This window comes from Comamonas koreensis (assembly GCF_014076495.1).
Classification (GTDB): domain Bacteria; phylum Pseudomonadota; class Gammaproteobacteria; order Burkholderiales; family Burkholderiaceae_C; genus Comamonas; species Comamonas squillarum.
In genome coordinates this window covers 2,857,280-2,883,910 of record NZ_CP043575.1, presented here as the reverse complement: position 1 = coordinate 2,883,910, position 26,631 = coordinate 2,857,280, and the positions used below count along the sequence as shown (strand labels likewise).

20 protein-coding genes and 1 pseudogene are annotated in these 26,631 nt (G+C 65.2%); 11 read left to right on the top strand and 10 right to left on the bottom strand.

The features are described 5' to 3' along the window. Positions 1-843 carry an ABC transporter permease gene (locus F0Q04_RS13045; RefSeq protein WP_232539332.1) on the top strand — a complete coding sequence of 281 codons (843 nt, stop codon included), beginning with the start codon at positions 1-3 and terminating at the stop codon, positions 841-843. 35 nt (positions 844-878) lie between these two features. Further along, complete coding sequence (locus F0Q04_RS13040) at positions 879-1,544, top strand: isochorismatase family cysteine hydrolase (RefSeq protein WP_116925555.1); 666 nt, start codon at positions 879-881, stop codon at positions 1,542-1,544. 55 nt (positions 1,545-1,599) lie between these two features. Here the strand turns inward: F0Q04_RS13040 and hrpA are convergent, their stop codons facing one another. The 4 genes from hrpA to F0Q04_RS13020 all read right to left on the bottom strand — a co-directional run bounded on the left by hrpA (position 1,600) and on the right by F0Q04_RS13020 (position 8,221). After that, positions 1,600-5,673, bottom strand: a complete 4,074-nt coding sequence (gene hrpA, locus F0Q04_RS13035; RefSeq protein WP_182341122.1) for an ATP-dependent RNA helicase HrpA — start codon at positions 5,671-5,673, stop codon at positions 1,600-1,602. A gap of 81 nt (positions 5,674-5,754) precedes the next feature. Next, positions 5,755-6,492 carry a glycine-rich domain-containing protein gene (locus tag F0Q04_RS13030; RefSeq protein WP_182341119.1) on the bottom strand — a complete coding sequence of 246 codons (738 nt, stop codon included), beginning with the start codon at positions 6,490-6,492 and terminating at the stop codon, positions 5,755-5,757. A gap of 48 nt (positions 6,493-6,540) precedes the next feature. Then, entirely contained in the window at positions 6,541-7,146 is a 606-nt protein-coding gene (locus tag F0Q04_RS13025) for a flavin reductase family protein (RefSeq protein ID WP_116925751.1), read from the bottom strand. Between the two features lie 79 nt (positions 7,147-7,225). After that, positions 7,226-8,221 carry a tripartite tricarboxylate transporter substrate binding protein gene (locus F0Q04_RS13020; RefSeq protein ID WP_116925552.1) on the bottom strand — a complete coding sequence of 332 codons (996 nt, stop codon included), beginning with the start codon at positions 8,219-8,221 and terminating at the stop codon, positions 7,226-7,228. A gap of 262 nt (positions 8,222-8,483) precedes the next feature. On the opposite strand from F0Q04_RS13020, the gene argA reads away from it, so the two are divergent. Beyond that, entirely contained in the window at positions 8,484-9,830 is a 1,347-nt protein-coding gene (argA, locus tag F0Q04_RS13015) for an amino-acid N-acetyltransferase (protein WP_116925551.1), read from the top strand. A 132-nt stretch (positions 9,831-9,962) separates the two neighbouring features. Here the strand turns inward: argA and bla are convergent, their stop codons facing one another. Continuing rightward, positions 9,963-10,853, bottom strand: coding sequence for a class A beta-lactamase (gene bla / locus F0Q04_RS13010; protein ID WP_182341116.1), 891 nt, complete (start codon positions 10,851-10,853; stop codon positions 9,963-9,965). Positions 10,854-10,969: 116 nt separating this feature from the next. On the opposite strand from bla, the gene F0Q04_RS13005 reads away from it, so the two are divergent. The 7 genes and pseudogenes from F0Q04_RS13005 to F0Q04_RS12980 all read left to right on the top strand — a co-directional run bounded on the left by F0Q04_RS13005 (position 10,970) and on the right by F0Q04_RS12980 (position 17,399). Continuing rightward, positions 10,970-11,866 carry a LysR substrate-binding domain-containing protein gene (locus tag F0Q04_RS13005; protein WP_182341113.1) on the top strand — a complete coding sequence of 299 codons (897 nt, stop codon included), beginning with the start codon at positions 10,970-10,972 and terminating at the stop codon, positions 11,864-11,866. Positions 11,867-12,013: 147 nt separating this feature from the next. Then, on the top strand, positions 12,014-12,544 hold the full coding sequence (locus tag F0Q04_RS13000) for a DUF3617 domain-containing protein (RefSeq protein ID WP_182341110.1): 531 nt from the start codon (positions 12,014-12,016) through the stop codon (positions 12,542-12,544). Between the two features lie 93 nt (positions 12,545-12,637). Continuing rightward, a pseudogene (locus F0Q04_RS24035) lies at positions 12,638-13,765 on the top strand (rhodanese-related sulfurtransferase); the annotation flags it as partial. A 63-nt stretch (positions 13,766-13,828) separates the two neighbouring features. Next, a complete protein-coding gene (locus tag F0Q04_RS24030; protein WP_269780269.1) occupies positions 13,829-14,476 on the top strand; it encodes a glutathione S-transferase in 648 nt (215 codons plus the stop codon). A gap of 112 nt (positions 14,477-14,588) precedes the next feature. After that, a complete protein-coding gene (locus F0Q04_RS12990) occupies positions 14,589-15,668 on the top strand; it encodes an acyltransferase family protein (protein WP_182341106.1) in 1,080 nt (359 codons plus the stop codon). Next, positions 15,665-16,180 carry a dihydrofolate reductase gene (locus F0Q04_RS12985; RefSeq protein ID WP_116925546.1) on the top strand — a complete coding sequence of 172 codons (516 nt, stop codon included), beginning with the start codon at positions 15,665-15,667 and terminating at the stop codon, positions 16,178-16,180. The genes F0Q04_RS12990 and F0Q04_RS12985 overlap by 4 nt, the downstream gene beginning before the upstream one ends. A 133-nt stretch (positions 16,181-16,313) precedes the next feature. Next, positions 16,314-17,399: a metallophosphoesterase gene (locus tag F0Q04_RS12980; RefSeq protein WP_182341104.1), complete on the top strand. Its 1,086-nt coding sequence runs from the start codon at positions 16,314-16,316 to the stop codon at positions 17,397-17,399. Positions 17,400-17,500: 101 nt separating this feature from the next. Here F0Q04_RS12980 and F0Q04_RS12975 read toward each other — a convergent pair whose 3' ends face one another. From F0Q04_RS12975 to F0Q04_RS12965, 3 genes are all read right to left on the bottom strand, one after another. Next, positions 17,501-17,908: a GlcG/HbpS family heme-binding protein gene (locus F0Q04_RS12975; RefSeq protein WP_116925544.1), complete on the bottom strand. Its 408-nt coding sequence runs from the start codon at positions 17,906-17,908 to the stop codon at positions 17,501-17,503. Between the two features lie 129 nt (positions 17,909-18,037). Further along, entirely contained in the window at positions 18,038-19,612 is a 1,575-nt protein-coding gene (rlmD, locus tag F0Q04_RS12970) for a 23S rRNA (uracil(1939)-C(5))-methyltransferase RlmD (protein ID WP_182341102.1), read from the bottom strand. A 133-nt stretch (positions 19,613-19,745) separates the two neighbouring features. Then, complete coding sequence (locus F0Q04_RS12965) at positions 19,746-20,075, bottom strand: hypothetical protein (protein ID WP_182341100.1); 330 nt, start codon at positions 20,073-20,075, stop codon at positions 19,746-19,748. Here F0Q04_RS12965 and F0Q04_RS12960 point away from each other — a divergent pair. Continuing rightward, a complete protein-coding gene (locus tag F0Q04_RS12960; protein ID WP_182341098.1) occupies positions 20,074-20,535 on the top strand; it encodes a hypothetical protein in 462 nt (153 codons plus the stop codon). The two genes, F0Q04_RS12965 and F0Q04_RS12960, sit on opposite strands and share 2 nt — an antisense overlap. A gap of 9 nt (positions 20,536-20,544) precedes the next feature. Here F0Q04_RS12960 and recD read toward each other — a convergent pair whose 3' ends face one another. Next, positions 20,545-22,779 carry an exodeoxyribonuclease V subunit alpha gene (recD, locus tag F0Q04_RS12955; RefSeq protein WP_232539331.1) on the bottom strand — a complete coding sequence of 745 codons (2,235 nt, stop codon included), beginning with the start codon at positions 22,777-22,779 and terminating at the stop codon, positions 20,545-20,547. 11 nt (positions 22,780-22,790) lie between these two features. Beyond that, a complete protein-coding gene (recB, locus tag F0Q04_RS12950) occupies positions 22,791-26,627 on the bottom strand; it encodes an exodeoxyribonuclease V subunit beta (RefSeq protein WP_182341096.1) in 3,837 nt (1,278 codons plus the stop codon). Between the last annotated feature and the right edge of the window lie 4 nt (positions 26,628-26,631).

Below are 26,631 nucleotides of genomic sequence, written 5' to 3'. Positions count from 1 at the left end.
ATGAGCACCGTCATGAACACCACCAACACGGCGGCCCCGGCCCAGGCCGATACCCGCAGCCCCGAATACCGCCAGTGGCTGGCCCAGATCCAGCGCCGCAAGCGCCTGGTGGCACTGAGCCGCGCAGGGCTCTTGCTGGCCTTTTTGCTGATTTGGGAACTGCTCGCGCGCAGCCACATCCTCAACCCCATGCTCACCAGCTACCCGTCTGCCGTGCTGCCTACCTTGGTCGATCTGGCCCGCAACGGCGACCTGCTGGGCCACACCTGGATCACCTTCAAGGCCACAGTGATCGGCTTTGTCGTCAGCATGCTGCTGGGCATCGGCACGGCTGCCATGCTGTGGTGGAGCAGCTTTTTGAAAAAGGTGCTCGATCCTTTCCTCGTGATCGCCAATGCCATGCCCAAGATTGCCTTTGTGCCGATCTTCTACATCTGGCTGGGCTCGGAATACTCGGTTTACGGCATGGCCGTCGCCATCTCGCTGTTCATCACGATCATGGTCGTCTATGAAGGCTTTCTGGCCATCGACCCCAACAAGATCAAGCTGGCCACCACCTTGGGCGCCAGCAAGGCCCAGGTGATGAAGTATGTGGTCTTCCCCGGCAGCGTGCCCGCGGTGATTGCTGCGATCAAGATGAACATTGGTCTGTCCTTGATCGGCGTGATCGTCGGCGAGTTCCAGTCCTCCAGCGCCGGCCTGGGCTTTTTGATCGTCAATGGCAGCCAGGTGTTCAAGCTCAATGTGGTGATGGCCTCGATCGTCGTGCTGGCGCTGCTGTCGGCCGTGATGTACATGGCCGTCACCCGCCTGGAAAAAAGCGTGCAGCACCGCTACGCCTGAGCTGTTTCCCATCTACACCAGAAAAGATATTCCCCATGCAGTTTGAGCCCTGGATTGAAGAGCGCGTGCTGGCCCGCCAGGGGGTGCTCCACCCCTATGACCAGCTGGACGCCGCGACCACCGCCTTTGTCGTCGTGGACTTGCAGAACTACTACACCCAGCCTGGCTACCAGGGCGAATGCGCGCCGGCGCGTGCGATCTTTGCCAAGGTCAACCAGCTGGCGGCCGCCCTGCGCGCCAAGGGCGGCACCGTCGTGTGGATCAAGACCAGCGCCGATGGCGCCGACCAGTTCTGGTCGCACCACCACCGCCATATGCTCACGCCCGAGCGCAGCGCGCGCCGGCTGCTGGAGCTGGGCAGCGGCCACGCCGGTTTTGCGATGCCGCCTGCGCTCGATGTACAGCCAGGCGACCTCACGGTCGTCAAGCGCTGCTACAGCGCGCTGGCCCCCGGCGCCTCCGAGCTCGACGCCGTCCTCAAGGCGCAGGGCGTGCGCACCGTCTTGATCGGCGGCACCGTCACCAATGTCTGCTGCGAATCCACCGCGCGCGACGCGATGATGCTGGACTACGCCACCATCATGGTCGACGACGCGCTGGCCGCCGTGACGCCCTATGAGCATGTCCACAGCCTCAACAACTGGATGCTGTTCTTTGGCGATGTACTGACGGTGGACGAGGTGGTGGAACGCCTGGTGTGACAAAGAAAAACCGGCCATGTTGCGCAAGGCAGCATAGCCGGGTATCCCTAAGTCCTTACTGCTGCAACTGCTGCCAGACCTTGTCCAGCCGCTTGCTGCTGACCGGGTACGGCGTGCGCAGCTCCTGGGCAAAAAAGCTCACCCGCAGCTCTTCGAGCATCCAGCGGTACTCCTGCATGCGCGCATCGACCTGGCCCTTGCGCTCTGCCACCAGGCGCCAGTAGCGCTGCTCCAATGGCTGCAGCTCCTTCAACTTGGCGCTATCGCGCGCGGGGTCAGCCCGGTACTTATCGAGGCGTGCGGTGATCGCCTTCAGGTAACGGGCATAGTGGCCCAGCTGGGCCCAGGGCGCAATCGCGATAAAGTTCTTGGGCACCAACTTTTGCAGCTGCTGCTGGGCGTCGGCCGTGGCCTCAGGCGCGTTCTTGGTGTCCTTGATCTTGCGCACCGCCGCCATGTACTCCTGCAGCACCGCGCCTGCCATGCGCGCCACCTCGTTGGCGATCAGGGTCAGGCGCCCGCGCCCCTCCTGCACCCGCTGCTTGAACTGCTCGGCGTCGGCGGGCAGCGGCTCTTGCAAAAAGGCGCGGTCAATCGCCACATTGATGATCTGCTCGCGCAGCTCTTCCTGCGTGCCCAGCGGCATATAGCCCACCGCCATCTTCTGCAGATCGGGGATGTTCTTTTCCAGGTACTTGAGCGCATCGCGGATCTGCAGCGCAAACAGGCGCCGCAGGCCCAGCGCATGGCGGCTGGCTGCCACCTCGGGCTCGTCAAACACCTCGATGCCGACGCCGTTGCCGTGGTCGATCAGTGCCGGGAAACCAATCAGCGTCTGGTTGCCCTTTTTGATCTCCATGAGCTCGGGCAAGGCGCCAAAGCTCCAATCTGTCCAGAGCTTGTCGGCGGCAAGCACGGGCCCCTGGGCCTTGCTGTGCGCCGCAGCGCTGGCTGCAGGTGCCGCCAACTTGCCACCTTGCTTGGCAGCGGCGGCAGGCGCTTGCGCCGGCGCCGGGGCTGCCGCGCCATCGGCCTTCGGCGCGATCTTGAGCTCGGCCAGCGCCTGGAAGGCACCGCGCGCCTTGGCGCCCCACTGGGCCTTCAAGGCGCCCAGGTTGCGGCCCTGGCCCAACTGGCGGCCATGCTCGTCGCTGATACGGAAGTTCATGAACAGATGCGGGCTGAGCATGTCGAGCTTGAAGTCGGCCCGCTTGATGTCCAGCGAGGTCTCGTCGCGCGCCTGCTTGAGCAGCACCTCAACCAGGCTGCCCGCACCAAAGCGCTCGGCGCTGCCCAGCAGCTCGGCCAGGCGCTGGGCGTTTTCGGCCAGTGGCACAAAGCGGCTGCGCGGGCGCTGGGGCAGGCTTTTGAGCAAGGCCTGGATCTTGTCCTTGAGCATGCCCGGCACCAGCCATTCGGCGCGCTCCTCGCTCACCTGGTTGAGCACAAAGAGCGGCACCGTCACCGTGACGCCATCGCGCGGGTCCCCTGGCTGGTGCAGGTAGCTGGCTGTGCAATCGACCCCGCCCATCTTGATGGTCTTGGGGAAGGCCGCCGTCGTGATGCCGGCGGCCTCATGGCGCATCAGCTCATCGCGCGAGAGGCGCAGCAGATCAGGGTTGCGCGCGCTCTCGTCCTTGACCCAGCGCTCGAGCGCCCGGCCCGTGCAGATATCTTGCGGAATCTGCTGGTCGTAGAACGCATAGATGAGCGCATCGTCCACCAGCACGTCCTGGCGGCGGCTCTTGTGCTCCAGCTCCTCGACCTTGGCAATCAGCTTCTGGTTGGCCTGCAAGAACGGCAGGCGCGTCTCCCAATCGCCTTCGACCAACGCCTGGCGGATAAAGATATCGCGCGCGCCTTGCGGGTCGATCTTGCCGTAGCTGATGCGGCGCTGGCTGTAGACCACGAGGCCATACAGCGTGGCGCGCTCATAGGCAGCCACCTCGCCCTGCTTTTTCTCCCAATGCGGGTCCAGCAACTGCTTGCGCAGCAGATGCGCGCCCACCTGCTCGAGCCACTGGGGCTCGATGGCGGCAATGCCGCGCCCGTAGAGGCGCGAGGTCTCGACCAGCTCGGCCGCCACAATCCAGCGGCCTGGCTTTTTGGACAGGTGCGCGCCGGGGTGCGGGTGGAAGCGGATGCCGCGTGCGCCCAGGTAGCCATCGCCCTCCTCGGTCTTGAAACCGATATTGCCCAAGAGGCCCGAGAGCATCGACAGGTGCACGGCCTCGTAGCCAGCGGCCTCCTCGTTCATCGGCCAGCGCTGCTCCTTGACCACCGTCAGCAGCTGCGAATGGATGTCGCGCCACTCGCGCACGCGGCGGATATTGATGAAGTTCTGGCGCAACAGCTGCTCCCACTGGCGGTTGCTGAGCTTGTGGCTGGCCTCGTCGGCCACCACGCTGTCCTGCGGCGTGAAAGCGGCCAGCGGCGCGGCGGACTCCACCGATGCAGTCGCACCGGTGCTGCGCTGGGCCACCGGCAAAAAGGCGGCATTGCGCCCTATCGCCTGGCCCTTGGCGGGGGCTGCTTGCTGGGCCATGTCCTTGCGGCTCTTGGCCACCATCTTGCCGCCACGCGCATCCTGCAGCCATTTCCACAGCCGCAGGTAGCCGCTGAACTCGCTTTTTTCGTCGTCAAACTTGGCATGCTGCTGGTCGGCTTGCTGCTGGGCTTCGAGCGGGCGGTCGCGCACATCCTGCACGCTCAGCGCCGAGGCAATCACCAGCACCTCTGCCAGTGCGCCGCGCTCGCGCGCCTCCACAATCATGCGCGCCACGCGCGGGTCCAGCGGCAGGCGCGACAAGGCCTGGCCCATCGGCAGCAGCTCGCCTTGCTCATCGACCGCGCCCAGCTCGGCGAGCAGCTGGTAGCCGTCGGCAATCGCGCGGCCCGACGGTGCTTCGAGAAACGGAAAATTCACCACATCGCCCAGGCGCAAGGCCTTCATGCGCAGGATGACGCCGGCCAAGGACGAACGCAGAATTTCCGGATCGGTAAAGGGGCTGCGCGACTGGAAATCGGCCTCGTCATAGAGACGTATGCAGATGCCGTTGGCCACGCGGCCGCAGCGGCCAGCACGCTGGTTGGCCGCCGCCTGGCTGACGGGCTCGATCAGCAGCTGCTCGACCTTGCTGCGGAAGGAATAGCGCTTGACCCGGGCCGTGCCGGCATCGATCACATAGCGGATGCCGGGCACCGTGAGCGAGGTCTCGGCCACATTGGTGGCCAGCACAATGCGCCGGCCGGTATGGCCTTCAAAGATGCGGTCCTGCTCGGCCTGCGACAGGCGCGAGAAGAGCGGCAGCACCTCGGCATTGCGCAGCACCGGTGAGTGCTGCAGGTGCTTGCGCAGATGGTCGGCGGCCTCGCGGATCTCGCGCTCGCCCGGCAGAAAAATCAGGATATCGCCGCCGGCCCCGCCGGTCCACAGCTCATCGACGCCATCGGCAATCGCATCGTTGAGGTCGTAGTCCTTGGCATCTTCAAAGGGGCGGTAGCGCATCTCCACCGGAAAGGTGCGGCCCGAGACCATGATCACCGGCGCCGGGCCCTGCGGGCCGGCGAAATGCTTGGCAAAGCGGTCGGCATCGATGGTGGCCGAGGTCACCACCACTTTCAGATCGGGGCGCTTGGGCAGGAGCTGGCGCAGATAGCCCAGCAAAAAGTCGATATTGAGGCTGCGCTCATGGGCCTCGTCGATGATGAGCGTGTCGTATTGCTTGAGGAGCGGGTCGGTCTGCGTCTCAGCCAGCAAGATACCGTCGGTCATCAGCTTGACCGAGGCGTCCTTGGACAAGCGGTCCTGGAAACGCACCTTGTAGCCCACCACATCGCCCAGCGGCGTCTGCAGCTCTTCGGCAATGCGCTTGGCCACGCTGCTGGCCGCAATGCGGCGGGGCTGCGTGTGGCCGATCAAATGGCCGCGCACCTCCCCCTTGTCATTGGGGGCGGCATTGACCTTGCCGCGGCCCAGGGCCAGCGCAATCTTGGGCAACTGGGTGGTTTTGCCCGATCCGGTCTCCCCGCAGACGATGATGACCTGGTGGCGGTCCATGGCCTCCATGATTTCATCACGGCGGGCGGAGACTGGCAGGGATTCGGGAAACGTAATCTTGAGCGACATAGGGGCAGCATTATCCCCGCAGCAGCCGCCCACCGGTTGCGAAGCCGCAACAACGCCTTGGGCCCACGCAGGCTTTGCCGCTCAATCGCTGCTGCCGCCCCCGCAACTGCTGCCACTGCAGCTGGACGCGCCGCCATCGCTGTCCGCGCCGCTGCTGGTGCTCGCCACATCGGCGCTATCGCCAGCGCTGCCGCTGTCGTCACGGTGGTCGCTGCCCGAGACCCCGCTGGATGTGTTGTCGGTGCTGTTGCTCGCCGCCGCTGCTGCCTGCGCAAATGCCGCAGCCCATTGGCCCAGCAAATCCGGCGGGTACAGCCAGCCGTCGTCTATCGCGGCAGCGGCATCTAGCGCAAACAACAGCGGTATGCCACCCAGCAGCGCACCCACCATATAACGCCGAGTCTGCATGGCTGCATTCCAGCTTGGCTGCATAGCTGCTGCCTGGTTCTGCGAAGCCCCAGCGCTGGCTGGCTGCGCCGGCAGATGGTGGAACATATGGCCAAAGGCCTGCTGGCAAAACTGCTGATAGCGCCGGGTGTCCAGGATAAAGGCATGCCACAGCGCATCGGCCAGGCGCGAGGGCATCTGCAGCTGCGCGCGGGGCGACAGCCAGTGCATGATGAAAAACTGGCGCAGCGCCTCTTCGGCTTGCGCCAGGCTCGCGTCATTCAGATGCGGGTAGTCACGCCAGAGCGCCTTGCGGTAGGCAGCATCAAAGCGGTATTGCTGCAAAAAGCGCAGTTGCCGACGTTTGCGCAGGCTGCGCCAACCCAGCACGGCCAACAGCGCGGCAACGAGGGCGGCAAAGATCAGAAACATCAGGCCCACCCAGCGCCAAAGCTGGCGCGGATGCAGCCAGGCGCGCGATCACGCCTTGGGCACGGGCACATCAATCGCCTCCCCAATCGCATAGAAATGGCCACCCGCGACATAGTGCAAAGTGCGCAGGTCTTGCGGCGCTGTCTCGAAATGCCAGTGGCCCTCCCGGAACACCCGGTCATCGGCCCAGGCCCCGGTCACCTCGCCAATGAACAGGTCATAGCTGTGCTGGTTGTGGGGCTCGGGCACCAGGCGGCACTCCAGCCAGGCGGCGCAACCCGCCACCAAGGGCGTTTGCTGGCCGGGCGCCTCAAACAGCTGCACACCCGACTGGGCGAGTTTGTCCGGCTGCTGCAGCGCGCTGATGGTGCCCAACTCCACGGTCAAGGCGGCGATAGGCACGGTGGGCAGTTGCAGCGCAAAACGGCCGCTGGCCTCGACCAGCGCGCGGGTGCGCGTGGCCTTGTCCAGCACCACGGTCACCTTGGGCGGTGTGAAGTCCAGCGCGCAGGCCCAGGCGGCGGCCATCACATTGCGCTCGCCGGCATGGGCGGCGGACACCAGCACCGTGGGGCCGTGGTTGAGCAGGCGGTAGGCTTTTTCCAGCGCCACCGGTTGGAAATGGGGGTCGGCGCTGCCAGAGATCAGGTCCATAGAGGCGGTCTGCAAGTACAAGATGCCTCCATTGTGCATGCCTGCACCATGCAGTGCATCAACCCGCGCAGCCTCCCGCTCAATCGATACGGATCTGCGCGGCCTTGACCACCCGCGCCCATTTGTCGATCTCGGACTGCAGGCGCTGCGCCATCTCCTCGGGCGTGCCGGGGTCGGCTTCGGCGCCCGCCACATAGAGGCGCTGGCGCACTTCCTGGGCGCGCATCACCTGGTTGAAATCGGCATTGATCTTGGCAACGATCTCCTTGGGCGTGCCTGCCGGCGCAAACAGCGCCGCCCAGGAATAGGCCTCGTAACCGGGCAAGCCCTGCTCGGCAATGGTGGGCACCTCGGGCATCAGCGCCGAGCGCTTGGGGCTGGCAACGCCCAGCACGCGCACCTTGCCGCTCTTGATATGGCCGATGGCGGTGGGCGCATCGCTGAACATCATCGCCACCTGCCCGCCCAGCACATCGGTCATCGCCGGGGCGCTGCCCTTGTAGGGGATGTGCAAGAGCTTGGTGCCCGCATGCATGTTGAACAGCTCCCCGGCCAGGTGCGTGCCGCCACCATTGCCCGATGAGGCAAAGGCCAGGTTGCTACCCGGCTTTTTCGCCAGCGCGATCAGCTCCTGCACGTTCTTGGCTGGCACGCTGGGGTTGACCACCAGGAACACCGGGAACATCGCCGCAAAGCTCACCGGCACAAAGTCCTTCTGGATGTCATAGCTCAGCTTGGGATGCAGTGAGGGGTTGACCGAATGGTGGATTGCGCCGACAAACAGGCTGTAGCCGTCGGCCGGTTGGCGGGCCGCCGTCTCCGCGCCAATGATGCCGCCGCCGCCAGCGCGGTTGTCGATAAAGGTGCCCTGGCCCCACAGCTGGCCCAGCGGCGGCACAAAGGCACGCGCGGTCGTATCGACCGGGCCGCCCGGCGGGAAGGGAACGATGAACTTCACCTGCTTGCTCGGGTAGTCGGCCGCATGCGCAGCCCCCGCATGCAGCAAAGGCAGGCCGGCGGCCAGAGGCGCTGCGCCCAGCGCCAGCAGCTGGCGGCGGTTCATGGTGGTGGTCATGCTTGTCTCCTGACTATTTTTTGCAAAACCGCCATCATCGGCCCGGCGCGCCGGTTTGCCCACACCTGCGCCGTTTGTGATTGCGAAACCTCCACTTTGCGCCAGCCAAAATGGACAGGGCGGCGCCGATGGATTTTTCCCATGACCGCAGGCCCCATTCCGTAGCGAACTGCATGCAGACGCGTGATGTTTGTATAACAATAGCGGCAGCCGCAAACCGCCGATCTGGCGTGCTTCTAGGAAATACCCCCACCCCACCCCCATGTCCGCTGTATTCAATTTCACCTTTGTGCCCTGGTTCCGCTCGGTGGCGCCTTATATCCATAAGTTTCGCAACCAGACTTTTGTAGTGGGCGTGACAGGTGAGGCGATTGCAGCGGGCAAGCTGCAATCGATTGCCCAGGATCTGGCCCTGATCCAGGCGCTGGGTGTCAAGATCGTGCTGGTCCATGGTTTTAGGCCCCAGGTCAATGAGCAGCTGGCGGCCAAGGGCCATGCGCCGCGCTACTCGCATGGCATCCGGGTGACCGATTCGGTGGCGCTCGACTGCGCCCAGGAGGCCGCAGGCCAGCTGCGCTTCGAGATTGAAGCGGCCTTCAGCCAGGGCCTGCCCAATACACCGATGGCCGGCGCCACCGTGCGCGTGATCTCGGGCAACTTTGTCACCGCGCGCCCGGTCGGCATTGTCGATGGCGTCGATTTCATGCATTCGGGCCTGGTGCGCAAGGTTGATGTCGGCGGCATCCACCGCACCCTGGACATGGGCGCGATGGTGCTGGTCTCGCCGTTTGGTTTCTCGCCCACGGGCGAGGCTTTCAACCTCAGCATGGAAGAAGTGGCCACGCGCGTGGCCATTGAGCTCAAAGCCGACAAGCTGATGTTCCTGACCGAAGTGGCCGGCATTCGCCTGAACCCGCTGGAGCCCGAAGGAGAAGACAACCCGGTCGACACCGAGCTGCCGCTGGATGTGGCACAAAAGCTGCTTGCCCAGTTGCCACCCGCCACCTTGCCCACCGATGTGGGCTTTTACCTGCAGCATTGTGTGAAGGCCTGCAAGGAAGGCGTGGAGCGCAGCCACATCCTGCCCTTTGCGACCGATGGCGCGCTGCTGCTGGAAATCTATGTGCACGATGGCATTGGCACCATGGTGATCGATGAGCGCCTCGAAGAGCTGCGTGAGGCCAAGCCCGATGATGTCGGCGGCATTTTGCAGCTGATCGAGCCTTTCGAGAAGGACGGCACGCTGGTCAAACGCAGCCGCACCGAGATCGAGCGCGATATCTCCGCCTACACCATCATCGAGCACGATGGCGTGATCTTCGGCTGCGCGGCACTCTACCCCTACCCGGAAGCGGGCACCGCCGAAATGGCCGCTGTCACCGTCTCGCCCCAGAGCCAGGGCACGGGCGATGGCGAAAAACTGCTCAAGCGCATCGAGCAGCGCGCCCGCGCCACCGGCCTCAAGAGCATTTTTGTGCTCACCACCCGCACGATGCACTGGTTCCTCAAGCGCGGCTTCCAGCCGGTGGACCCGGACTGGCTGCCCGAGCAGCGCAAGGCCAAGTACAACTGGAGCCGCAAGAGCCAGGTGCTGGTGAAGTACCTGTGATCGCCTGGCGTTAATGCGCCAAGGGGCCCTGCTTGCACCGGCAGCGCCCCTCACCAAACTGCCTCTGGCAAGGGGCAGTTTGGTTTGAATCGAGGCGATCAGCGCCCGATCCATCCCCCATTCAATCCCCAATCAGCCCCAAAGCTTGACCAGCTCGGCGGCCACCCGCGCCAGTGCCGCATCGCGCGCCTTGGGCTCGGCCTTGCATTCGGTCAAGTAGCTGGTCACCAGAATCGGCGTCGCAGCGCCGGGCGCCCACAGCAGGCCAATGTCATTGCGGGTGTTAGGTCCGGACCCGGTCTTGTCCGCCACCTTCCAGCCCGGGGCGCCTGCGCGCAGGCAGTGGTCGCCCGTCGTATTGGCTTCCATCCAACCCACCAGCCGTTCGCGGCTGGCGGGGCTCAAGGCCGTACCCAGGGTCAGCGCGCGCATGCTGCTCAGCATCGCCTGTGGGCTGGTCGTATCGCGCACATCGCCGGGTTTGGATTCACTCATCGCAGGCTCGATGCGGTCCAGCCGGGTGACCGGGTCAGTCAAGCTGCGCATGTAGGCGGTAAAGCTCGCCGGGCCACCCACGCGCTCCAGCAGCAGGTTCGCAGCGCCATTGTCGCTGACCGTCATGATGGCGTCGCACAGCGCATCGACCGTCATCGGAGCCTTGCCAGCAAATTTTTCGGTCACCGGCGAATGCTCCACCAGGACCGACCGGTCAAACGTCAGCGCAGCGTCCAGCCGGTCCTGGCCCGCATCGACGCGCGAGAGAACCTGGGCGGCCAGCAGCATCTTGAAGGTGCTGCACATCGCAAAGCGCTCATTCTGGCGCCAGCCCAGCGCCGCACCCGTCACGGTGTTGAGCGCAGACACGCCCAGGCGCCCGCCCACCGAGCGCTCCAGATCCTGCATGGCCTGGGCAAACTGGCGCGCTGCCGCCTTGTCTGCCGATGGCGCAGCAGCCCAGGCGCGCGCGGAGGTGGCGATCAAGCTGGCCGCACCCATAGTCAAGAAAAACTTTCTTCTATACATGGTTTTCAATCCTTAAAATTCGTTGTTATCCAGCGGACAGGCGTAAATTTACCGATATCCCGCGCGCTTGACCAACGATGAAAACCAAGAAAACCCACAAGAAAAACTTATAGCTTATGCACCTGCCTTTGAATGCCCTGCGCGCTTTCGATGCCGCCGCGCGCCACCTCAATCTGACGCGTGCGGCGCTGGAGCTGCATGTGACCCAGGCCGCCATCAGTCAGCACATTCGCCAGCTAGAAGACCAATTGGGCAAGCCGCTGTTTCGCCGCCTGCCGCGCGGCCTGGCACTGACCGATGAAGGCATGGCTCTGGTGCCGGTGGTGGCCCAGGCCTTTGGCAGCCTGTCGCGTGCCTTGGCGCAGGTGCAGGACCGGCGGCCGCATGAGGTGCTCTCGGTCGGCGTTGTGGGCACTTTTGCGGTGGGCTGGCTGCTGCCCAGGCTGCGTGCTTTTCAGGAGGCCCATGCCTTTGTCGACCTGCGCCTTTTCACCCACAACAACCGGGTGGACCTGGCCGGCGAAGGCTGGGACTGTGCGATCCGCTTTGGCGACGGCGCCTGGCATGGCACGTCGGCCCGGCAGCTGCTGCAGGCGCCCCTGACCCCCATGTGCGCGCCCGCGATCGCCGCACGCCTGCAGCAGCCGGCCGACCTGGCGCGCGAGACCTTGCTGCGCACCTACCGCGCAGGCGAGTGGGAGCAGTGGTTCGCCCAGAACAAGCTCGCCTGCCCCAGCCTGCGCGGCACGGTGTTCGATTCATCCCTCACGCTGGCCGAGGCGGCAGCGCAGGGCCTGGGCGTCGCGCTGCTGCCCTTGCGCCTGTTTTCGCGTGATCTGCAGGCGGGGCGCCTGGTCGCGCCGCTTGCGCAGACCTTGGATACCGGCAGCTACTGGCTCACCCAGCTGAAATCGCGCAGCCCTTCGTTGGCGATGCAGACCTTCGAGCGCTGGCTATTGGAGCAATGTGGCCAAGATCAGCACCCCGAAGAGCGTACAAAACCGCTGCCGTAAGCACGCGCCGGGTGCTCTCCTACACGCGGCCCGGCCCTTGTCAGACAATGTGCGGGCAGCGCCCCGCCTAGGATATAAAGTAACAACGCGTTCCTGTACAAAAACACGCTGCAGCGATGCTGCATGACAACCACCGAGAGGACATCCATGCTTTCTACCCGTTACCTCACCTCCCTGTCCGCCGTTGCCGCCGCCTTGCTGGCAGCCGGTTGCGCCTCCACCGGCGACATCGAAGACCTGCCCCGCCCCAAGTCAGGCCACTGGCAGATCAGCTCCACAGACCAGGATGGCCAGACCGTCCAGTTCCAGGACTGCATGGACAAGGACACCTTTTACAAGACCCGTGAGCTGCAAAAGGCTAAGTACGATGTGCAGCAATGCAAGACGGCGAGTTTGAAAGACAGCAATGGCTGGCAATTCACGTCCAACTGCAAGGTGGGCCAGACCGAGCAGCGCATCGAGAGCAGCCGCAAGATCACCGGCGACTTCCAGCACAACTTCCATGTGCTGTCGGTCACCAAGCAGCAGATGCCCGATGGCAGCACCGTGGAGACCACCCGCAATATCAAGGGCGAGTACCTGGGCGCCTGCCCTGCCGGCATCAACCCTGGCGACCGCGTCTTTGACGGTGGCGGCAAGATCAACTTCTACGACATCACGGGCCTGAGCCCCAAGTAATCAGCAAGCGCGCAACTGCTGCAAAACCCGCCCGGCCCTGCCGGGCTTTTTTACGCCTGCACGCTGGGCCATTTTGCTGATCCAGGTCTAGAAATGGGCGATTCAGATACAGTACGATGTTCAGCCGTTGGACTGCGGCCCGCCCGCCATGGGGATGCCTGCGCAGGCCACCCTGCCGGCGCCAGCCCCCTGCAGCCACCCCAAGTTGGTGGATCGAAGGGCCCTCCTCCAGTCCACCTGGCTTTTCCTATGCAATACCCCGAAAAATACGGCCACAGGGGCGCGTATTTTTCGCAGATTTTCTCCATGTCCCAGCAATACCTCACCGCCGCGCTTTACCAGTTCATCGACCTGCCCGAGTTTGCCCAGTGGCAGCAGCCCTTGCAGGCGCTGTGTGACCAGCACCAGGTCAAGGGCCTGCTGCTGCTGGCCCATGAAGGTATCAACGGCACGATTGCCGGGCTGCCTGCCGATGTGCAAGCGGTGCTGGACTGGCTCAAGCGTGACCCGCGCCTGGCCCACCTGGTACACAAGGAGGCCTATGCCGACAGCAATCCCTTCTACCGCATGCGCGTGCGCCTCAAGCAGGAGATTGTGACCTTGGGCGTGCCCGAGTTGAACCCCGCGCGCAATGCCGGCCAGTATGTCAAGCCCGAGGACTGGAATGCGCTGATCAGCCAGCCCGATGTGGTGCTGGTCGATACGCGCAATGACTACGAGGTGGGCATTGGCAGTTTTGAGGGCGCGATCAACCCGCACACCAAGAGCTTTACCGAGTTTCCGCAATGGGTGGCCGAGCAGTCCCAGCCCGGCGGCGCGCTGCATGGCAAGCAAAAGGTGGCAATGTTTTGCACCGGGGGTATCCGCTGCGAAAAATCCACCGCCTACATGAAGACCCAGGGTTTTGAGGAGGTGTACCACCTCGAAGGCGGCATCCTCAAGTACCTGGAAACGGTGGCCGAGGACGAATCGATGTGGTGGGGCGACTGCTTTGTGTTTGACGAGCGCGTCTCCGTCGGCCACGGCCTGGTGCGCGGCCCCCACCAGCTGTGCCGCAGCTGCCGCATGCCGCTGGGCGCGGCCGAGCTGGCCCATGCCCACTATGTGCGCGGCGTCAGCTGCCCCTACTGCCACGGCAGCCGCACGCCTGAGCAACTGCAGTCGCTGGCCGAGCGCCAGCGGCAGATGGACCTGGCGCAGGAGCGCGGTGACACCCATCTGGGCCACACCCAGGCCAGCTCGCAGCAATCGCGCCAGCAAAAGATCGCCGCGCAGCAGCAGGCCTTGCAAGGCCTGCCGGTGCTGTACTCGTTCCGCCGCTGCCCCTATGCGATGCGGGCCCGCCTGGCGCTGGCCTATGCCGGCATTGCCTGCCAGCTGCGCGAGGTCGTCCTCAAGGACAAGCCCCAGGCGCTGCTGGATGCATCGCCCAAGGCCACCGTGCCGGTGCTGGTGCTCGCCGACGGCACGGTGCTCGAAGAGAGCCTGGAGATCATGCTCTGGGCGCTGCGCCAGAATGACCCCGACCAGTGGCTCAGCCCCACTGCCGGTAGCCTGGGCGAGATGCAGGCGCTGATCGCCCGCCATGACAGCGAATTCAAACCCGCGCTGGACCGCTGCAAATACCCCAGCCGCTACCCGCAAGCAGACGCCGCTGCCGCAGCGGCCACCGCCCAGACCTTTTTGGGTGCGCTCAACCAGCAGCTGGCGGCGACCGGCTACCTGTTTGGCCGCGACCCGAGCCTGGCCGACATGGCCATCCGCCCCTTTGTGCGCCAGTTTGCCGGCATCGATGAGGCGGCATGGCAGAATCACCCCTGGCCCCATCTGCAAGCCTGGCTGCTGCGTCTGACCGACTCGGCGCTGTTCGAGCAGGTGATGGAAAAATACCCTGCCTGGCACCCGGACGAAGCGGGCGTGCTGTTCCGCTGAGCGGACACCGCCCCTGACGGCACGCAAGTGACAAGCACTGCCAGCGGATGCGCATCCCAGCGCCCGCTGCAGCGCTTGCCCGGCATTGACCGCCTGCGCCCACCCCCGTGCCATGATCCAGTCCATCCAGATTCTGCGTTTTGCTGCCGCCCTGTGGGTGGCGCTCTACCATGCGCGGACCTACAGCTTCTTCCCCGAGCTTCCTGGCTGGCTGCGCGCCATTGCCGAGGGCGGCTTTGTCGGTGTCGACATCTTCTTTGTCATCAGCGGCGTCATCATGGCGCTGGCCACCAGCAACACGCCCACCGGCCTGCGTCCTTCCGCCCAGTTTGTCGCCACCCGCTTTGCCCGCATCTACACCGGCTGGTGGCCGGCGATGCTGCTCTATGTGGTGGGCTTGCAAGCGCTGGGCGCCATGCCGCCGGATGTGAACCTGCTGTCGTCGGCGCTGCTCTATCCGGCCAATTTCAGCCTGCATATCAATGCGGTGATCTGGACCCTGGTCTACGAGCTATATTTCTATCTCGTCATCGGCGCCAGTTTGCTGCTGCCCAAGCTCTGGCGTGACCGCGCGCTGGCGGGATGGGCCATGGTCATCGTTGCGCTGGTGCTGTATTACGCCGCTACGGGTCGCTACCGCCCGGATATGTTTTCGCAAGCCACGCCACTCGTCTGGTTCTATGCGGCGCCGCTGGTGCTGGAGTTCTTTGCCGGCTACTTCATGTACCGCTTTCTGCAGCGCCACCCGCAGCAGCGCTGGTACGCCTGGCTGCTGGCCAGCGCGCTGCTGGGCGCCACAGCGGTGTACTACAGCCACAGCGCCACCTTGTACGCACCTGGCATCGTCGGTTTTTTCCACTGGGCGGACCGCGCGCTGCTGGTGGGGGCTGCCGCCACCGCACTGGTAGGGGCAGCTTTGCTGCTGCCAACGCCCCAGCACCGGGCATGGCAGCTGCTCGCCAGGCTCGGGGACTATTCCTTTGCGATCTATTTGCTGCACCTGCTGCTCTTCCAGGTCGTGCAACGCGCCACCACGTCGTTGGCGCTCGACATTCCCCACCGCTCGCTCAGCTTGCTGCTGGTGCTGGCAGTCCTGGTCGCGCTGTCGGCCCTGTATTACCACGCGATCGAACACCCCCTCTACCAGGCCTGCCGGCGCGCCATTGCGCGTTGGGTGGCCCGCACGCCATGACCCCAGCCCGCATCCATCTGATCTTTGCCCGCGCCCGCAATGGCGTGATTGGCCGCGACAACCAGCTGCCCTGGCACCTGCCCGAGGACATGGCCTTTTTCAAGCAAAAGACCGCTGGGGGGACCGTCGTCATGGGCCGCAAGACCTGGGATTCCCTGCCGCCGCGCTTTCGCCCGCTGCCGGGCCGTGACAATGTGGTCGTCACGCGTCAGAGCGGCTGGCAGCCCAGCCCGGCCAGTGAACGTGTCCACGTCGCCGCCGATCTGGAGCAGGCACTGGCCACGGCCCAGGCGCTGGGCCAGCCCGTCTGGGTGATTGGCGGGGCGCAGATCTATGCCCAGTCGCTGGCCCTGGCCGACGAAGTCTGGGTGACCGAGATCGACCAGGATTTTGACGGCGATGCCCATGCGCCGGTGCTCGGCAGCCAGTGGCAGGAGGTCTCGCGTGAGCGCCACACCAGCAGCAATGGCCTGCCCTTTGCGTTTGTCTGCTACCAGCGCCAGCCCGCCTGAGAGACGCGCTCACCGATGGCACCACGCTGGTGCGGCGCAGCAAATTCATGCAAAATGGATTTCATCGAATAGCAATCTGCGGCGCGCCGGGCCCCAAGCACCGGGCGCTGCAACAAGACGGAACACTGTGACGATGAGCCTGGTACAAGCGTTGCCCGCCGGCCCGTTGGATGTGATCGGCGATGTGCACGGCGAGCGCCAGGCACTGGAGTCGCTGGTTCGGCATCTGGGCTATGACAAAGATGGTGGCCACCCGGCAGGCCGCACGCTGGTCTTTGTCGGTGATTTCTGCGACCGGGGCCCGGACAGCCCCGGCGTACTGGCGCTGGTGCGCCGCTGGGTAGACAACGGCCATGCCTGCGCGGTGCTCGGCAACCATGAAATCAACCTGCTGCGCGAAGATGCCAAGGACGGCTCGGGCTGGTACTTTGACGAGCGCATCGAGGCTGACAATCGCAAGTACGCGCCCTATGTACGCGCGGACCAGGCTTTTGATGAAGAAATGCTGCCGTTTTTGCGCCAGCTGCCGCTGGCTCTGGAGCGCGCGGACCTGCGCATCGTTCATGCCGCCTGGATCGACGACAAGATCAACCAGGCCCGCGCACTGCGGCCCGGCCATGTCGCCCAGGACTATGACCGCCTGGAGCAAGAAGCCTACCTGCACGCCAAGACCTTGGGCATTCCAGCCCGGCTGAAGGCCGAAAACCAGGCCTGGCCCTACCACCTGGAAGATGGCGCCCATTGCCCCCCGTTCATGCCCGCGCATGCCGACAGCGAGCTGAACAAATCCCAGTACAACCCCTTGAAGGTGCTCAGCTGCGGTGTGGAGCGCCGCGGCAGCGAGCCCTTCTATGCCGGCGGCAAATGGCGCTTTGTCGAGCGTGTTGCCTGGTGGGATACCTATACCGACAACACACCGGTCATCGTCGGCCACTACTGGCGCCGCATCCATGAGCTCGACCGCTCGATGCTGGGCAAGGGCGACCAGGATTTGTTCGCCGACATCAACCCGCATGCCTGGCATGGCCTGCGCGGCAATGTCTTTTGCGTGGACTTCTCCGTGGGCGCGCGCTGGACGGCCCGGCTCGCGGGCCAGCCACCCGAGAAGGACTTCAAGCTCGCCGCCCTGCGCTGGCCCGAGCGGGTGCTGATGCTCGACGATGGCAGTGCGGAGCCCACCACGCACTTTCTGCAGGCGCCCGCACCTGCGCTGGTTTGACGCCCCAGCTACACATTCAGACGCGAAAAAGCGGCCAGTGGCCGCTTCGTCGTTGATGGGCCGGAGCCCTTTGCACCTTGGCAAGGCGCAAGGGCTATGCCTTACAGCCCCAGGGCTGCAATACCCGCCTTGGCGATCTGTGCATCTTCAGGTGCCTTGACACCGCTGACGCCCACGGCGCCCAGGCATTCACCATCCTTGATGATCGGCACGCCGCCTTCGAGCATGCCGTCGATCAGCGGAGCGCTCAGGAAAGCGGTGCGGCCACCATTGATCATGTCCTCAAAACCCTTGCTCTCGCGGCGGCCCAGCGCCGAGGTGCGGGCCTTGGCCACGCAGATGTGGGCGGACACGGGAGCTGCGCCATCGCGGCGGATCATGCCCAGCAGGTTGCCGCCGTCGTCCACCACCGCAATGCTGACGATCCATTGGTTCTTGACCGCTTCGGCCTCGGCCGCATTCAACACCGCCTTGACATCGGCCAACTCCAGCACTGCTTTGGTTTTCATGGTAACTCCTTGGAAAATATTCGGGAAACCCGGTTGTTCAGCCTGCCAGCTTAACGGTATTTCACCGCCCTAATCAAGCACAGGCATCACAGCATTTGTGCCTAAAACGGGGGTAATACCCTGTCGTCATCAGGCTGCTGCGTTTTCTGGCGCAGCGCTCGGCTCGGCAGCGTCGGCCGTGTCCACGGCGGCCGTCTCCACGTCGGCCGCATCCCCCTCGGTCTTGACCGACGGTGCATGGCCATCCCATTCAAACACGGCCATGCTCTCGACGTGGGCGGTATGCGGGAACATGTTGACCACGCCTGCGGCCACACAGCGGTAGCCGGCCTGGTGCACCAGCAGCCCGGCATCGCGCGCCAGCGTCGCGGGGTTGCAGCTCACATAGACGATGCGCTGGGGCGGTGTCCAGTCCTTGGCGCTGTCAGGCAGCGGGGCGGTATCAGGCACTTGGTGGCGCGCCTTGTGGATGTCGGCCAGCGCCTTGGACAGCGCAAACGCGCCTTCACGCGGAGGGTCGACCAGCCACTTGTCGGCCTGGCCGTCGGCGATCAGCATCTCGGGCGTCATCTCGAACAGATTGCGCGCCACAAAGCGCGTGGGCGCCAGCGCGCTGCCTTCGGGGCGCGTCGCATTGTTGGCGGCATAGTTCTCGTGCGAGCGCTGCACCAGGGTCTCGGAGCCCTCGATGCCCAGCACCTCGCCGGCCATCGTGCCGATCGGCAACGTGAAGTTGCCCAGGCCGCAGAACCAGTCGATCACGCGCTCGGTCTTCTTGGCATCCAGCAGGCGCAGCGAGCGCGTCACCAGCACCTGGTTGATGTGGGGGTTGACCTGGGTGAAGTCGGTGGGCTTGAACGGCATCGTGATACCGAAATCGGGCAGCGCATAGGACAGCTGCTCGCCCACGCCATCCATCAGGTGCACGGTGTCCGGCCCCTTGGGTTGCAGCCACCATTGCACCTTGTGGGCTGCGGCAAAATCGCGCAGGCGCTGCAGATCGGCCTCGCTCAGGGGCTCCAGGTGGCGCAGCACCAACGCGGTGACCTGGTCGCCACAGGCGACCTCGATCTGCGGGCAGGTCTCGCGGGCATCGAGGCTGCCGATCAGCGCGCGCATGGGCATCAGCAAGGCGTCGACATGCGGCGGCAAGATCTTGCAGGTTTCCATGTCGGCGATGTAGCGGCTCTTGCGCTCATGGAAGCCCACCAGCACCTTGCCCTTCTTGGCGACATAGCGCACCGACAGGCGCGAGCGGAAGCGGTAACCCCAGCTGGGCCCCTCGATGGGGCGCATCACCGTCTCAGCCACCACCTTGCCCAGGTGCCAGAGGTTGTCTTCGAGCACGCGCTGCTTGGTGGCAATTTGCGCGCCCACATGCAGATGCTGCATCTTGCAGCCGCCGCAGGCGCCGGCATGCAGGCCAAAGTTGGGGCAGCCGGGCCGCACGCGCTGCGACGACTCGCGGTGGATCTGCAGCAGATCGGCCTGCTCCCAGTTGTTTTTCTTGCGCCGCGTCTTGGCGCTCACCCATTCGGTAGGCAGCGCGCCATCGACAAAGACGACCTTGCCATCGGCACGGCGCGCCACGCCCTGGGCGTCCATGTCCATGGACACGATCTTCAACGCATCTGCGGGGAACTGCGCCGCTTCGGCGGCATCGGGGGATTCGGGAATATTCTGTGGGGTCTGCGCTTGGCTCATCCCGGTATTTTCGCAGGCTGGGCAATGGCCTGCGGCCAACCTCTGGCAATTTGGCGCAGGCAGACGCAAAAAAGGCAGCCTGCGAGCTGCCTGCCATGCATGGACGCCACGGTGTGCCGCCACCGCTGCCTATTTACTGCGCCGTGATCATGCTGCCCAGGCTCAGCTGGTCAGTGACCATGTTGGCGCTGCTCGAGGTGAGCTTCTTGCCGCCTGGCAGTGCATGCACCTCGGTGACGCATACGGCATGGTTGGGCGTAAAGACAACACGGCTGCCGCTGGGCAGCTCGCTTGCCGTCTGGTGCAGCGGCTTGGACATGTCCACCGGGGGCTCAGCACTGCGATACACCACCTCGTTCTTGCTGTCATAGACCGTGTAGCAGGCAGCCTGCGCCCAGGCCGATGCCGTGAGCGCCAGCATCGCAAGCGCTGTGGATTTGAAGCTGTAACTGGAACCGGACATGGTTGGAACTCCCGCAATATTTTTTATCGATACGGCGAAGTTACCAAATTTTCCTGAACGCTGCATCCCCATTTCCAGGGGAAAGGTCAAGAAAAATCAACCAAAAACAAAAACTTACACAAATCCAGCAAACCAGAAGCATATATCAATACCAGTATTGATAATTATTCTCATTCAGTGTTATTATTCGCCCATCGCCGCTGTCAGGGGCGTTGCGCATGCACACATGCCCAGCGCCCTCGCAACGGTGATTGTTTCATCGTGGGGCGACTCTTGGGGCCCGTTCAGCTCCAGGGTCGTTATGGCCAGCCAACGATCTTTTCGCACAGCCACGCATTTTTTCGATGAAACCCCCGCAGCCGATGCGCACTCGCCTATCGCAACCGCTGCGACGCTCTTTGCTCCAAACGGCCCTGCTCTGCTGCACTGGCCTGCGACCTCTACAAGCCCCAAGCGCTAGCACCAACGGCTACAACTCACCTTGTCGCAATCCGCTTGAGCGCCGGACCTGGCGCTCCGTCGCCTCTTCCAGCACCGCGAAATTGCTGCTGCCGCCAGCCACGACCGTCAGCCAGCGCTTGGCCCGGGTTATGCCGGTGTAGACCAGCTCGCGGGTCATGATCGGCGACAGGCTGGGCGGCAATACGACGGCCGCATGGTTGAACTCCGAGCCCTGTGATTTGTGGATGGTCATCGCATACACCGTCTCGACCGCCTGCAGCCGGCTGGGCAGCACCCAGCGCAGGCCCTCGCTGGTGGCAAACACCACGCGCAGCGCGCCTTGCGCTACCGCGGCGCCACTTGCCCCGCCAGCGTCAAGCGCCTGGCCCGCCGGCATCTGCACCGTGATGCCGATATCGCCATTCATCAGCTTGAGGCTGTAGTCATTGCGGGTCACCAACACCGGGCGGCCGGCATACCAGCCGCTGCTTTGCGCAATCAGCTCGCGGTGGGCCAGCAGCTGGGCAATGCGCTCATTGAGCCCTTCCACACCCCAGGGCCCGCTGCGCAGCGCGCAGAGCACCTGAAACTCGCCATGTGCCCGCAACAGGCGCAGCGCCCATGGGTTCAAGGCCTCCGGGCTGGGGTTGGCCGGCATCTCGCGCAACACCTGCAGGTAGTGGCCATAGCCCACCGGCCCCGCATCGCGCTTGGCCGCACTGTCGACAAAACGTTTGCCGCCGCCATCCAGCACCAGCTGGGCCAGCGACGAATGCGTCAGATCCGGCACCGCATACGCGGCCAGATCGGGGTAGCCCGCTTTCAGCAGCGGCTTGATCGCCTTGCGCCGCCCGGTATTGACGACGCCGGCTAGCTGGCCGATGCCGCTGTCGGCATGAAAGCGGTGGCTGACCCGCAGCATGGCCACTGCCTGGTCCAGCGGCTTGCCTGCTATGTCCTGCAGCTCGGCGGGCACCTGCTGGCCAGTCACCTGCTGCAGCCACTGCGCCGTTTCGTGCCAATAAAGGCCCCGCTCGGACTGGGCGCAGAGCTCGCCCAGCACCGCGCCGGCCTCCACCGATGCGAGCTGGTCCTTGTCGCCCAGCAGTACCAGCCTGGCCTGCGGCGGCAGGGCCGACAGCAAGGCCGCCATCATCTCCAGATCGACCATCGAGGCCTCATCGACCACCAGCACATCGAGCGTCAGCGGGTGCTGGGCATCATGGCGAAAATGCCGGCTGTCGGGCCGGCTGCCCAGCAGCCGGTGCAGGGTTTGGGCCTCCGTAGGGATCAGCGGTTTGAGGCTGCGCGCCTCACCACTGCCCGGCGCTGGCGGCACCGCAGGAAGCTGCGCATCCCCCAGGCGCTGCAAGGCCTGCACGATCGATTCGGACAGGCGCGCTGCCGCCTTGCCGGTGGGCGCAGCCAGACAGATGCGCAGCGGCCGCCCGTCCTGCTGCAGCGCCATGCTCTGCAGCAGCGCCAGCAGCTTGACCACCGTGGTGGTCTTGCCGGTGCCGGGGCCGCCGGTGATGATGGAAAAGGCGCTGGAGGCCGCCAAGGCGCAGGCCATTTTCTGCCAGTCCGGCGCATCGGAAATCGGATTACCCGCCGTTGGAAACAGCTGGTCCAGCGCCTGGCGCAGCATCGCGTCTTGCGCGGCGCTGCGGCCCTGGCGCAGATGCTGGCTGGCAGTGATGCGCTGGCCAATCGCCTGCGCCACATCCTGCTCGTACTGCCAGTAGCGGCGCAGATAGAGGCGATCACCTTGCAGCACCAGCGGCGTGCCGCCCTGGCTGGGTTTGCCAGGTGCGGCCACCAGTGCGCTCGCCTGCAAGGCCGATTGCCACTGCAGCAGGTTGACCTGGGCCAGCAGCTCGCTGGGCAACGGCAAGGGCGTGGGCTCGGTGGCGCCACTCCCCTGCGCCACGGTATCGGGCGGCAGCGACAGCGCAAAACGGCTATTGTCCAGGGTAGCCTGCAGATCCAGGCAGACATGGCCCCGGCCCAGTTGGTGGCTGGCCAGCGCGGCGGCCAGCAGCACCAGCGGTGATGCGGCGGGATCGAGTTCGCGCAGAAAAAGCACCAGCGCCTGGTCGAGGCTGCGCAGCCAGCCATGTGCCGTCCAGCGCTCTACCGTGTGCAGCAGGCTGGCGGTGGCGCCGTCGGGCACGGCCAGCGTGCGGGCAGCCGATCGCTGGGTGGGCAGGCCATCTTGAGCCTGGCCGTTCTCGGGCATACCGTCCTGGGGTTCTGTCGTCATTGCATTCATCATCATTGCGCAAACAGCGCATCGAGCGCATCCATCAGTGCACGCGGGGGCTTGTCATGGTAGAGGCCCTGGAGGTCCGCACCGACGCCCCGCAAAAACCAATACTGCACACCGCCCACATCGCGCTCGTAGTCATAACCGGGCAGGCGCTGCTGCAGCAAGCGGTGCAGCGCATAGGTGTACAGAACATACTGCAGGTCATAGCGGTGCTGCAGCACGGCAGCGGCCATGGCTTCTGCCGTGTAGGCCGCACTGTCCGCACCGAGCCAGTTGGATTTGTAGTCCATCACATAGTAGCGGCCGCCCTGCTCGAACACCAGGTCCATATAGCCCTTGAGCATGCCATGCAGCTGGTTGGCCAGCAGCGCGGGCCGGGGATGGCCGGGCAGCACATGCTGCTGCACCAGCGCATCGAGCTGGCCGGTCGAGGCCCGGTGGATCGACAGCCAGAACTCCATCTCGACCTGGTAGTCGCCCAGCGACTGCAGTGCGACCGGGCTGTCGACCGGCGTGTCGACCTGCCTGTCAGTGGGCGCACCCTGCAGCCGCAGCGGCGTTTGCAGCCATTGCCGCACAAAGCCTTGCAGCGGCTCGGCCCAATCGGCCCAGCCGCGCACCTGGCAGCGGTAGGCGATGATGCCATCCAATGCCGCAGGCCTGCTGAGCACCGTGGCAAAACCCTCTTGCGCGCACCATTCCAGCAGGCCGTGCAGAAAGTTGCCGGCGTCAGGCCCCTTGGGAAAGGCATGCAGGCTACCGGGCTCCGGCTGGCCGGGCGTGGCCGCATCGGGTGCGGGCTCTTGCGGCTCCAGGTACTGGTCCTGCTGCGCCGTTTCGGGTTCAGCGGCTGTCAGCGCGTCTTCGATCCAGAGGCTCGGCGAAGGGGCGGCATAGCCCAGCCGCTCGGTCAGCGCCGAGAAGCTGGCGATCCACCAGTGCTCATCGGCCTGCCGGCGCGTTTGGCGCGCCGCAAAGGCGGCGGGCGGGCGCTCAGGTTGGTAGCGCTGCAGGCTGACCTCGGGCACCGGCTGCACGGCCATCTGCGGACAGCCGCTGGCAAAGTCCTGCAGATAGGCATGCAGTTCTAGGTCAGGCAATTTTTGCCCGCCGGCCAGCAGGTAGCCGACGGCGCTTTTCTCCAGGCTGCCCGCGCGGCTCATGCCCTTGGCCAGCGGCGCCACGCCCAGCCACAGTGCGTACTGGGCGCGGGTCAGCGCCACATAGAGCAGGCGCATGTCTTCGCTCAGGCGCTCGTCGTTATTGGCGCTGACGGCGTCCTGGTGCTTGTTGTTCAGCTCCACCACCAGGCCGCCCGATGCGGCATCGTGGTACTGCGCATAGCCCCGGCTCTTGCCATCAAAATCGCGCCAGCTGCTGATGAAGGGCAGCAGCACCAGCGGGTACTCCAGCCCCTTGGACTTGTGGATGGTGACCACCTTGATCAGATCGGCATCGCTTTCCAGGCGCAGGATTTCTTCCTCGCCCTCGGGGCTGTCCATCTGCTCGGCCAGGCGGCGGATCAGCGCCTGCGCGCCCTCCACCTCGGTCGATGCGCGCTGCAGCCATTCGGCCAGGTGCAGCACATTGGTCAGGCGCCGCTCGCCGCCCGGCTGGGCCAGCCAGCGCGCGGGCAGGTCAAAATCAAGCAGCCACTGGCGCAGCATCGGCAACACACCCTTTTTCTGCCACAGCTGCTGCAACACGCGGGTGCGCAGCGCCAGTTGCTCCCAATGCTGCTCATCGTGGTTGAGCCGCTCCAGGTCCTGCCAGGACCAGTCCATCGACGCGGTGGCCAGCGCCACGCGCAGCAGGCCGTCATGGCCCGGCGCATTGACGGCGCGCAGCCAGCGCAGCATGTCGGCGGCCTCAGCGGTCTGGAACACCGAGTCGCGGTCCGACAGGTAGACACTGGCCAGCCCCCGGTCCTTGAGCGCATTGCGCACCAGCTCTGCCTCGGCGCGGCCCCGCACCAGGATGGCGATATCGGCTGGGCGCAGCGGCCGGACCAGCGCATCCGCAGATGGGCCAAAACCGGCTTGGCCCGCCCGGGTGGCATTGAGCCAGGTGGTGATCTGGCTGGCTGCCGACTGCGCCATGCGCTGGCGGTAGGCCGATTCGGCCACGCCGGTGCGCGCGCTCTTGCCAGTGGCTGCGGCATCGCCCTGCTCGTCGGCGGCATCGGCCAGCGCTGGCGTGCCGGCATCCAGGGTCCACAAGGTCATCGCCGGCGTAGCCTCGCCCTGCAAAAAGAGTGCGTCACGCCGGCCGTTTGCATCGACGGCCACAAAGGGCACGGGATTGTGCTGCGCGTCCTGCCGGAAGCGAAAGGCCGCGCGGGGATGGCCCTCGGCATGCACAAAGCAGTGGTTGATGGCCTGCACCACCGCCTGGGTGGAGCGGTAGTTGGTGCCCAGCGAGTAATGGCGCCCTTGGGTGGCAGCGCGGGCGCGCAGGTAGGTGTAGATATCGGCACCGCGAAACGCGTAAATGGCCTGCTTGGGGTCGCCAATCATGAACAGGCCCTGCGCGGGGTCGTTGTCAGCGATGCGGTAGATGCACTCAAAAATGCGGTACTGCAGCGGGTCCGTATCCTGGAACTCGTCGATCATCGCCACCGGAAACTGGCTGCGGATGCGCTGCGCCAGCGCCTCACCGCCAGGCGCATGCAAGGCGCTATCGAGGCGCTGCAGCAGGTCGTCAAAGCCCAGCTCGGCGCGGCGCTGCTTTTCCGCCTCCAGCGCGCGCTGCACATGGGCAATCGCATGGCGCAGCAGCAGCGGTTTGAGTGGCGTGGCGGACTCTGCGTCTTGCGCTACGGCCTCCAGCCAGGCATCGATGGCGGCAAAGGCCGCATGCGCGGGCACGGTCACGCCTTTTTTAGCCTTGATACCCGATTGGCTGAAGGCTCGAATCTTGGCGGGGGCCGGCTCGCCATCGCTCCAGGCCGCCATGGCGGCGAGCCAGGCCTCGAACACGCCCGGCTCGTCCTTTTTGGGATAGGTCGTGCCGTTGAGACCCGGCAGCAGCGCGATGAGCAGCTGCTCCAGCTCGGCCCGGTGCTGCTGCCAAAGCAGGCGTGCGCTGTTCTCCAGCGCGGTGTGGCGTGCGGCTGCCTCGCTGGCCTGGGCCAGCAATGCGGCCAGATCGACCTGGTCGGCAGGCGCCAGTGCCGCGCCGTCGTAGCGCCAGTCGGCATCCTGGCGGCTGAGCATGGGCTGGATGGCCTCTTGCAAGGCCTGCGGCGTGGCCACCACCTGGAGCAAGCTGCGCAGTGAGCTGGCGGGCAGATCATAGAACTGGCGGCGCCAGTAGTCCTGCACCACCTGGGTCAGGAGCTCGCTCTGGTCGGTGATGAGGCTCTGCTGGAACAGGCTGCCGCTGTCAAACGCATGCTCACGCAGCATGCGGTAGCACCAGCTGTGGATGGTGGAGACCGCCGCCTCGTCCATCCAGTTCGCGGCCTCGTGCAGCAAACGGGCGCAGGCGGGCCAGCGGCTGGCGGGGTAGTCGGCGCGCAGTGCCAGCAGCAAGGGATCCACTGCCGCTTCGCTATCCGGCTCTTGCGGGTTCTGCGCAAACAGCTGGGCAGCTTCTGACAGGCGCTGGCGAATGCGGTCGCGCAGCTCTTGCGTCGCCGCATCGGTGAAGGTCACCACCAGAATATCGGGCGGCGCCAGCGGCCGGCCAAAGGCCTGCTCGCCGCCATGCTGCAGCACCAGACGCAGGTAGAGCGCGGCGATCGTATAGGTTTTTCCGGTGCCGGCACTGGCCTCGATCAAGCGACTGCCCCACAGCGGAAAGCGCAGCGGCTCGAGTGGCAGAGTGGTATCGCTTGGCATCGCG

Coding starts and splice junctions, on each gene's coding strand:
- F0Q04_RS13045 (WP_232539332.1), top strand. CDS start 1: ATGAGCACCGTCATGAACACCACCAACACGGCGGCCCCGGCCCAGGCC.
- F0Q04_RS13040 (WP_116925555.1), top strand. CDS start 879: ATGCAGTTTGAGCCCTGGATTGAAGAGCGCGTGCTGGCCCGCCAGGGG.
- hrpA (WP_182341122.1), bottom strand. CDS start 5,673: ATGTCGCTCAAGATTACGTTTCCCGAATCCCTGCCAGTCTCCGCCCGC.
- F0Q04_RS13030 (WP_182341119.1), bottom strand. CDS start 6,492: ATGTTTCTGATCTTTGCCGCCCTCGTTGCCGCGCTGTTGGCCGTGCTG.
- F0Q04_RS13025 (WP_116925751.1), bottom strand. CDS start 7,146: ATGGACCTGATCTCTGGCAGCGCCGACCCCCATTTCCAACCGGTGGCG.
- F0Q04_RS13020 (WP_116925552.1), bottom strand. CDS start 8,221: ATGACCACCACCATGAACCGCCGCCAGCTGCTGGCGCTGGGCGCAGCG.
- argA (WP_116925551.1), top strand. CDS start 8,484: ATGTCCGCTGTATTCAATTTCACCTTTGTGCCCTGGTTCCGCTCGGTG.
- bla (WP_182341116.1), bottom strand. CDS start 10,853: ATGTATAGAAGAAAGTTTTTCTTGACTATGGGTGCGGCCAGCTTGATC.
- F0Q04_RS13005 (WP_182341113.1), top strand. CDS start 10,970: ATGCACCTGCCTTTGAATGCCCTGCGCGCTTTCGATGCCGCCGCGCGC.
- F0Q04_RS13000 (WP_182341110.1), top strand. CDS start 12,014: ATGCTTTCTACCCGTTACCTCACCTCCCTGTCCGCCGTTGCCGCCGCC.
- F0Q04_RS12990 (WP_182341106.1), top strand. CDS start 14,589: ATGATCCAGTCCATCCAGATTCTGCGTTTTGCTGCCGCCCTGTGGGTG.
- F0Q04_RS12985 (WP_116925546.1), top strand. CDS start 15,665: ATGACCCCAGCCCGCATCCATCTGATCTTTGCCCGCGCCCGCAATGGC.
- F0Q04_RS12980 (WP_182341104.1), top strand. CDS start 16,314: ATGAGCCTGGTACAAGCGTTGCCCGCCGGCCCGTTGGATGTGATCGGC.
- F0Q04_RS12975 (WP_116925544.1), bottom strand. CDS start 17,908: ATGAAAACCAAAGCAGTGCTGGAGTTGGCCGATGTCAAGGCGGTGTTG.
- rlmD (WP_182341102.1), bottom strand. CDS start 19,612: ATGAGCCAAGCGCAGACCCCACAGAATATTCCCGAATCCCCCGATGCC.
- F0Q04_RS12960 (WP_182341098.1), top strand. CDS start 20,074: ATGGTTGGAACTCCCGCAATATTTTTTATCGATACGGCGAAGTTACCA.
- F0Q04_RS12965 (WP_182341100.1), bottom strand. CDS start 20,075: ATGTCCGGTTCCAGTTACAGCTTCAAATCCACAGCGCTTGCGATGCTG.
- recD (WP_232539331.1), bottom strand. CDS start 22,779: ATGACGACAGAACCCCAGGACGGTATGCCCGAGAACGGCCAGGCTCAA.
- recB (WP_182341096.1), bottom strand. CDS start 26,627: ATGCCAAGCGATACCACTCTGCCACTCGAGCCGCTGCGCTTTCCGCTG.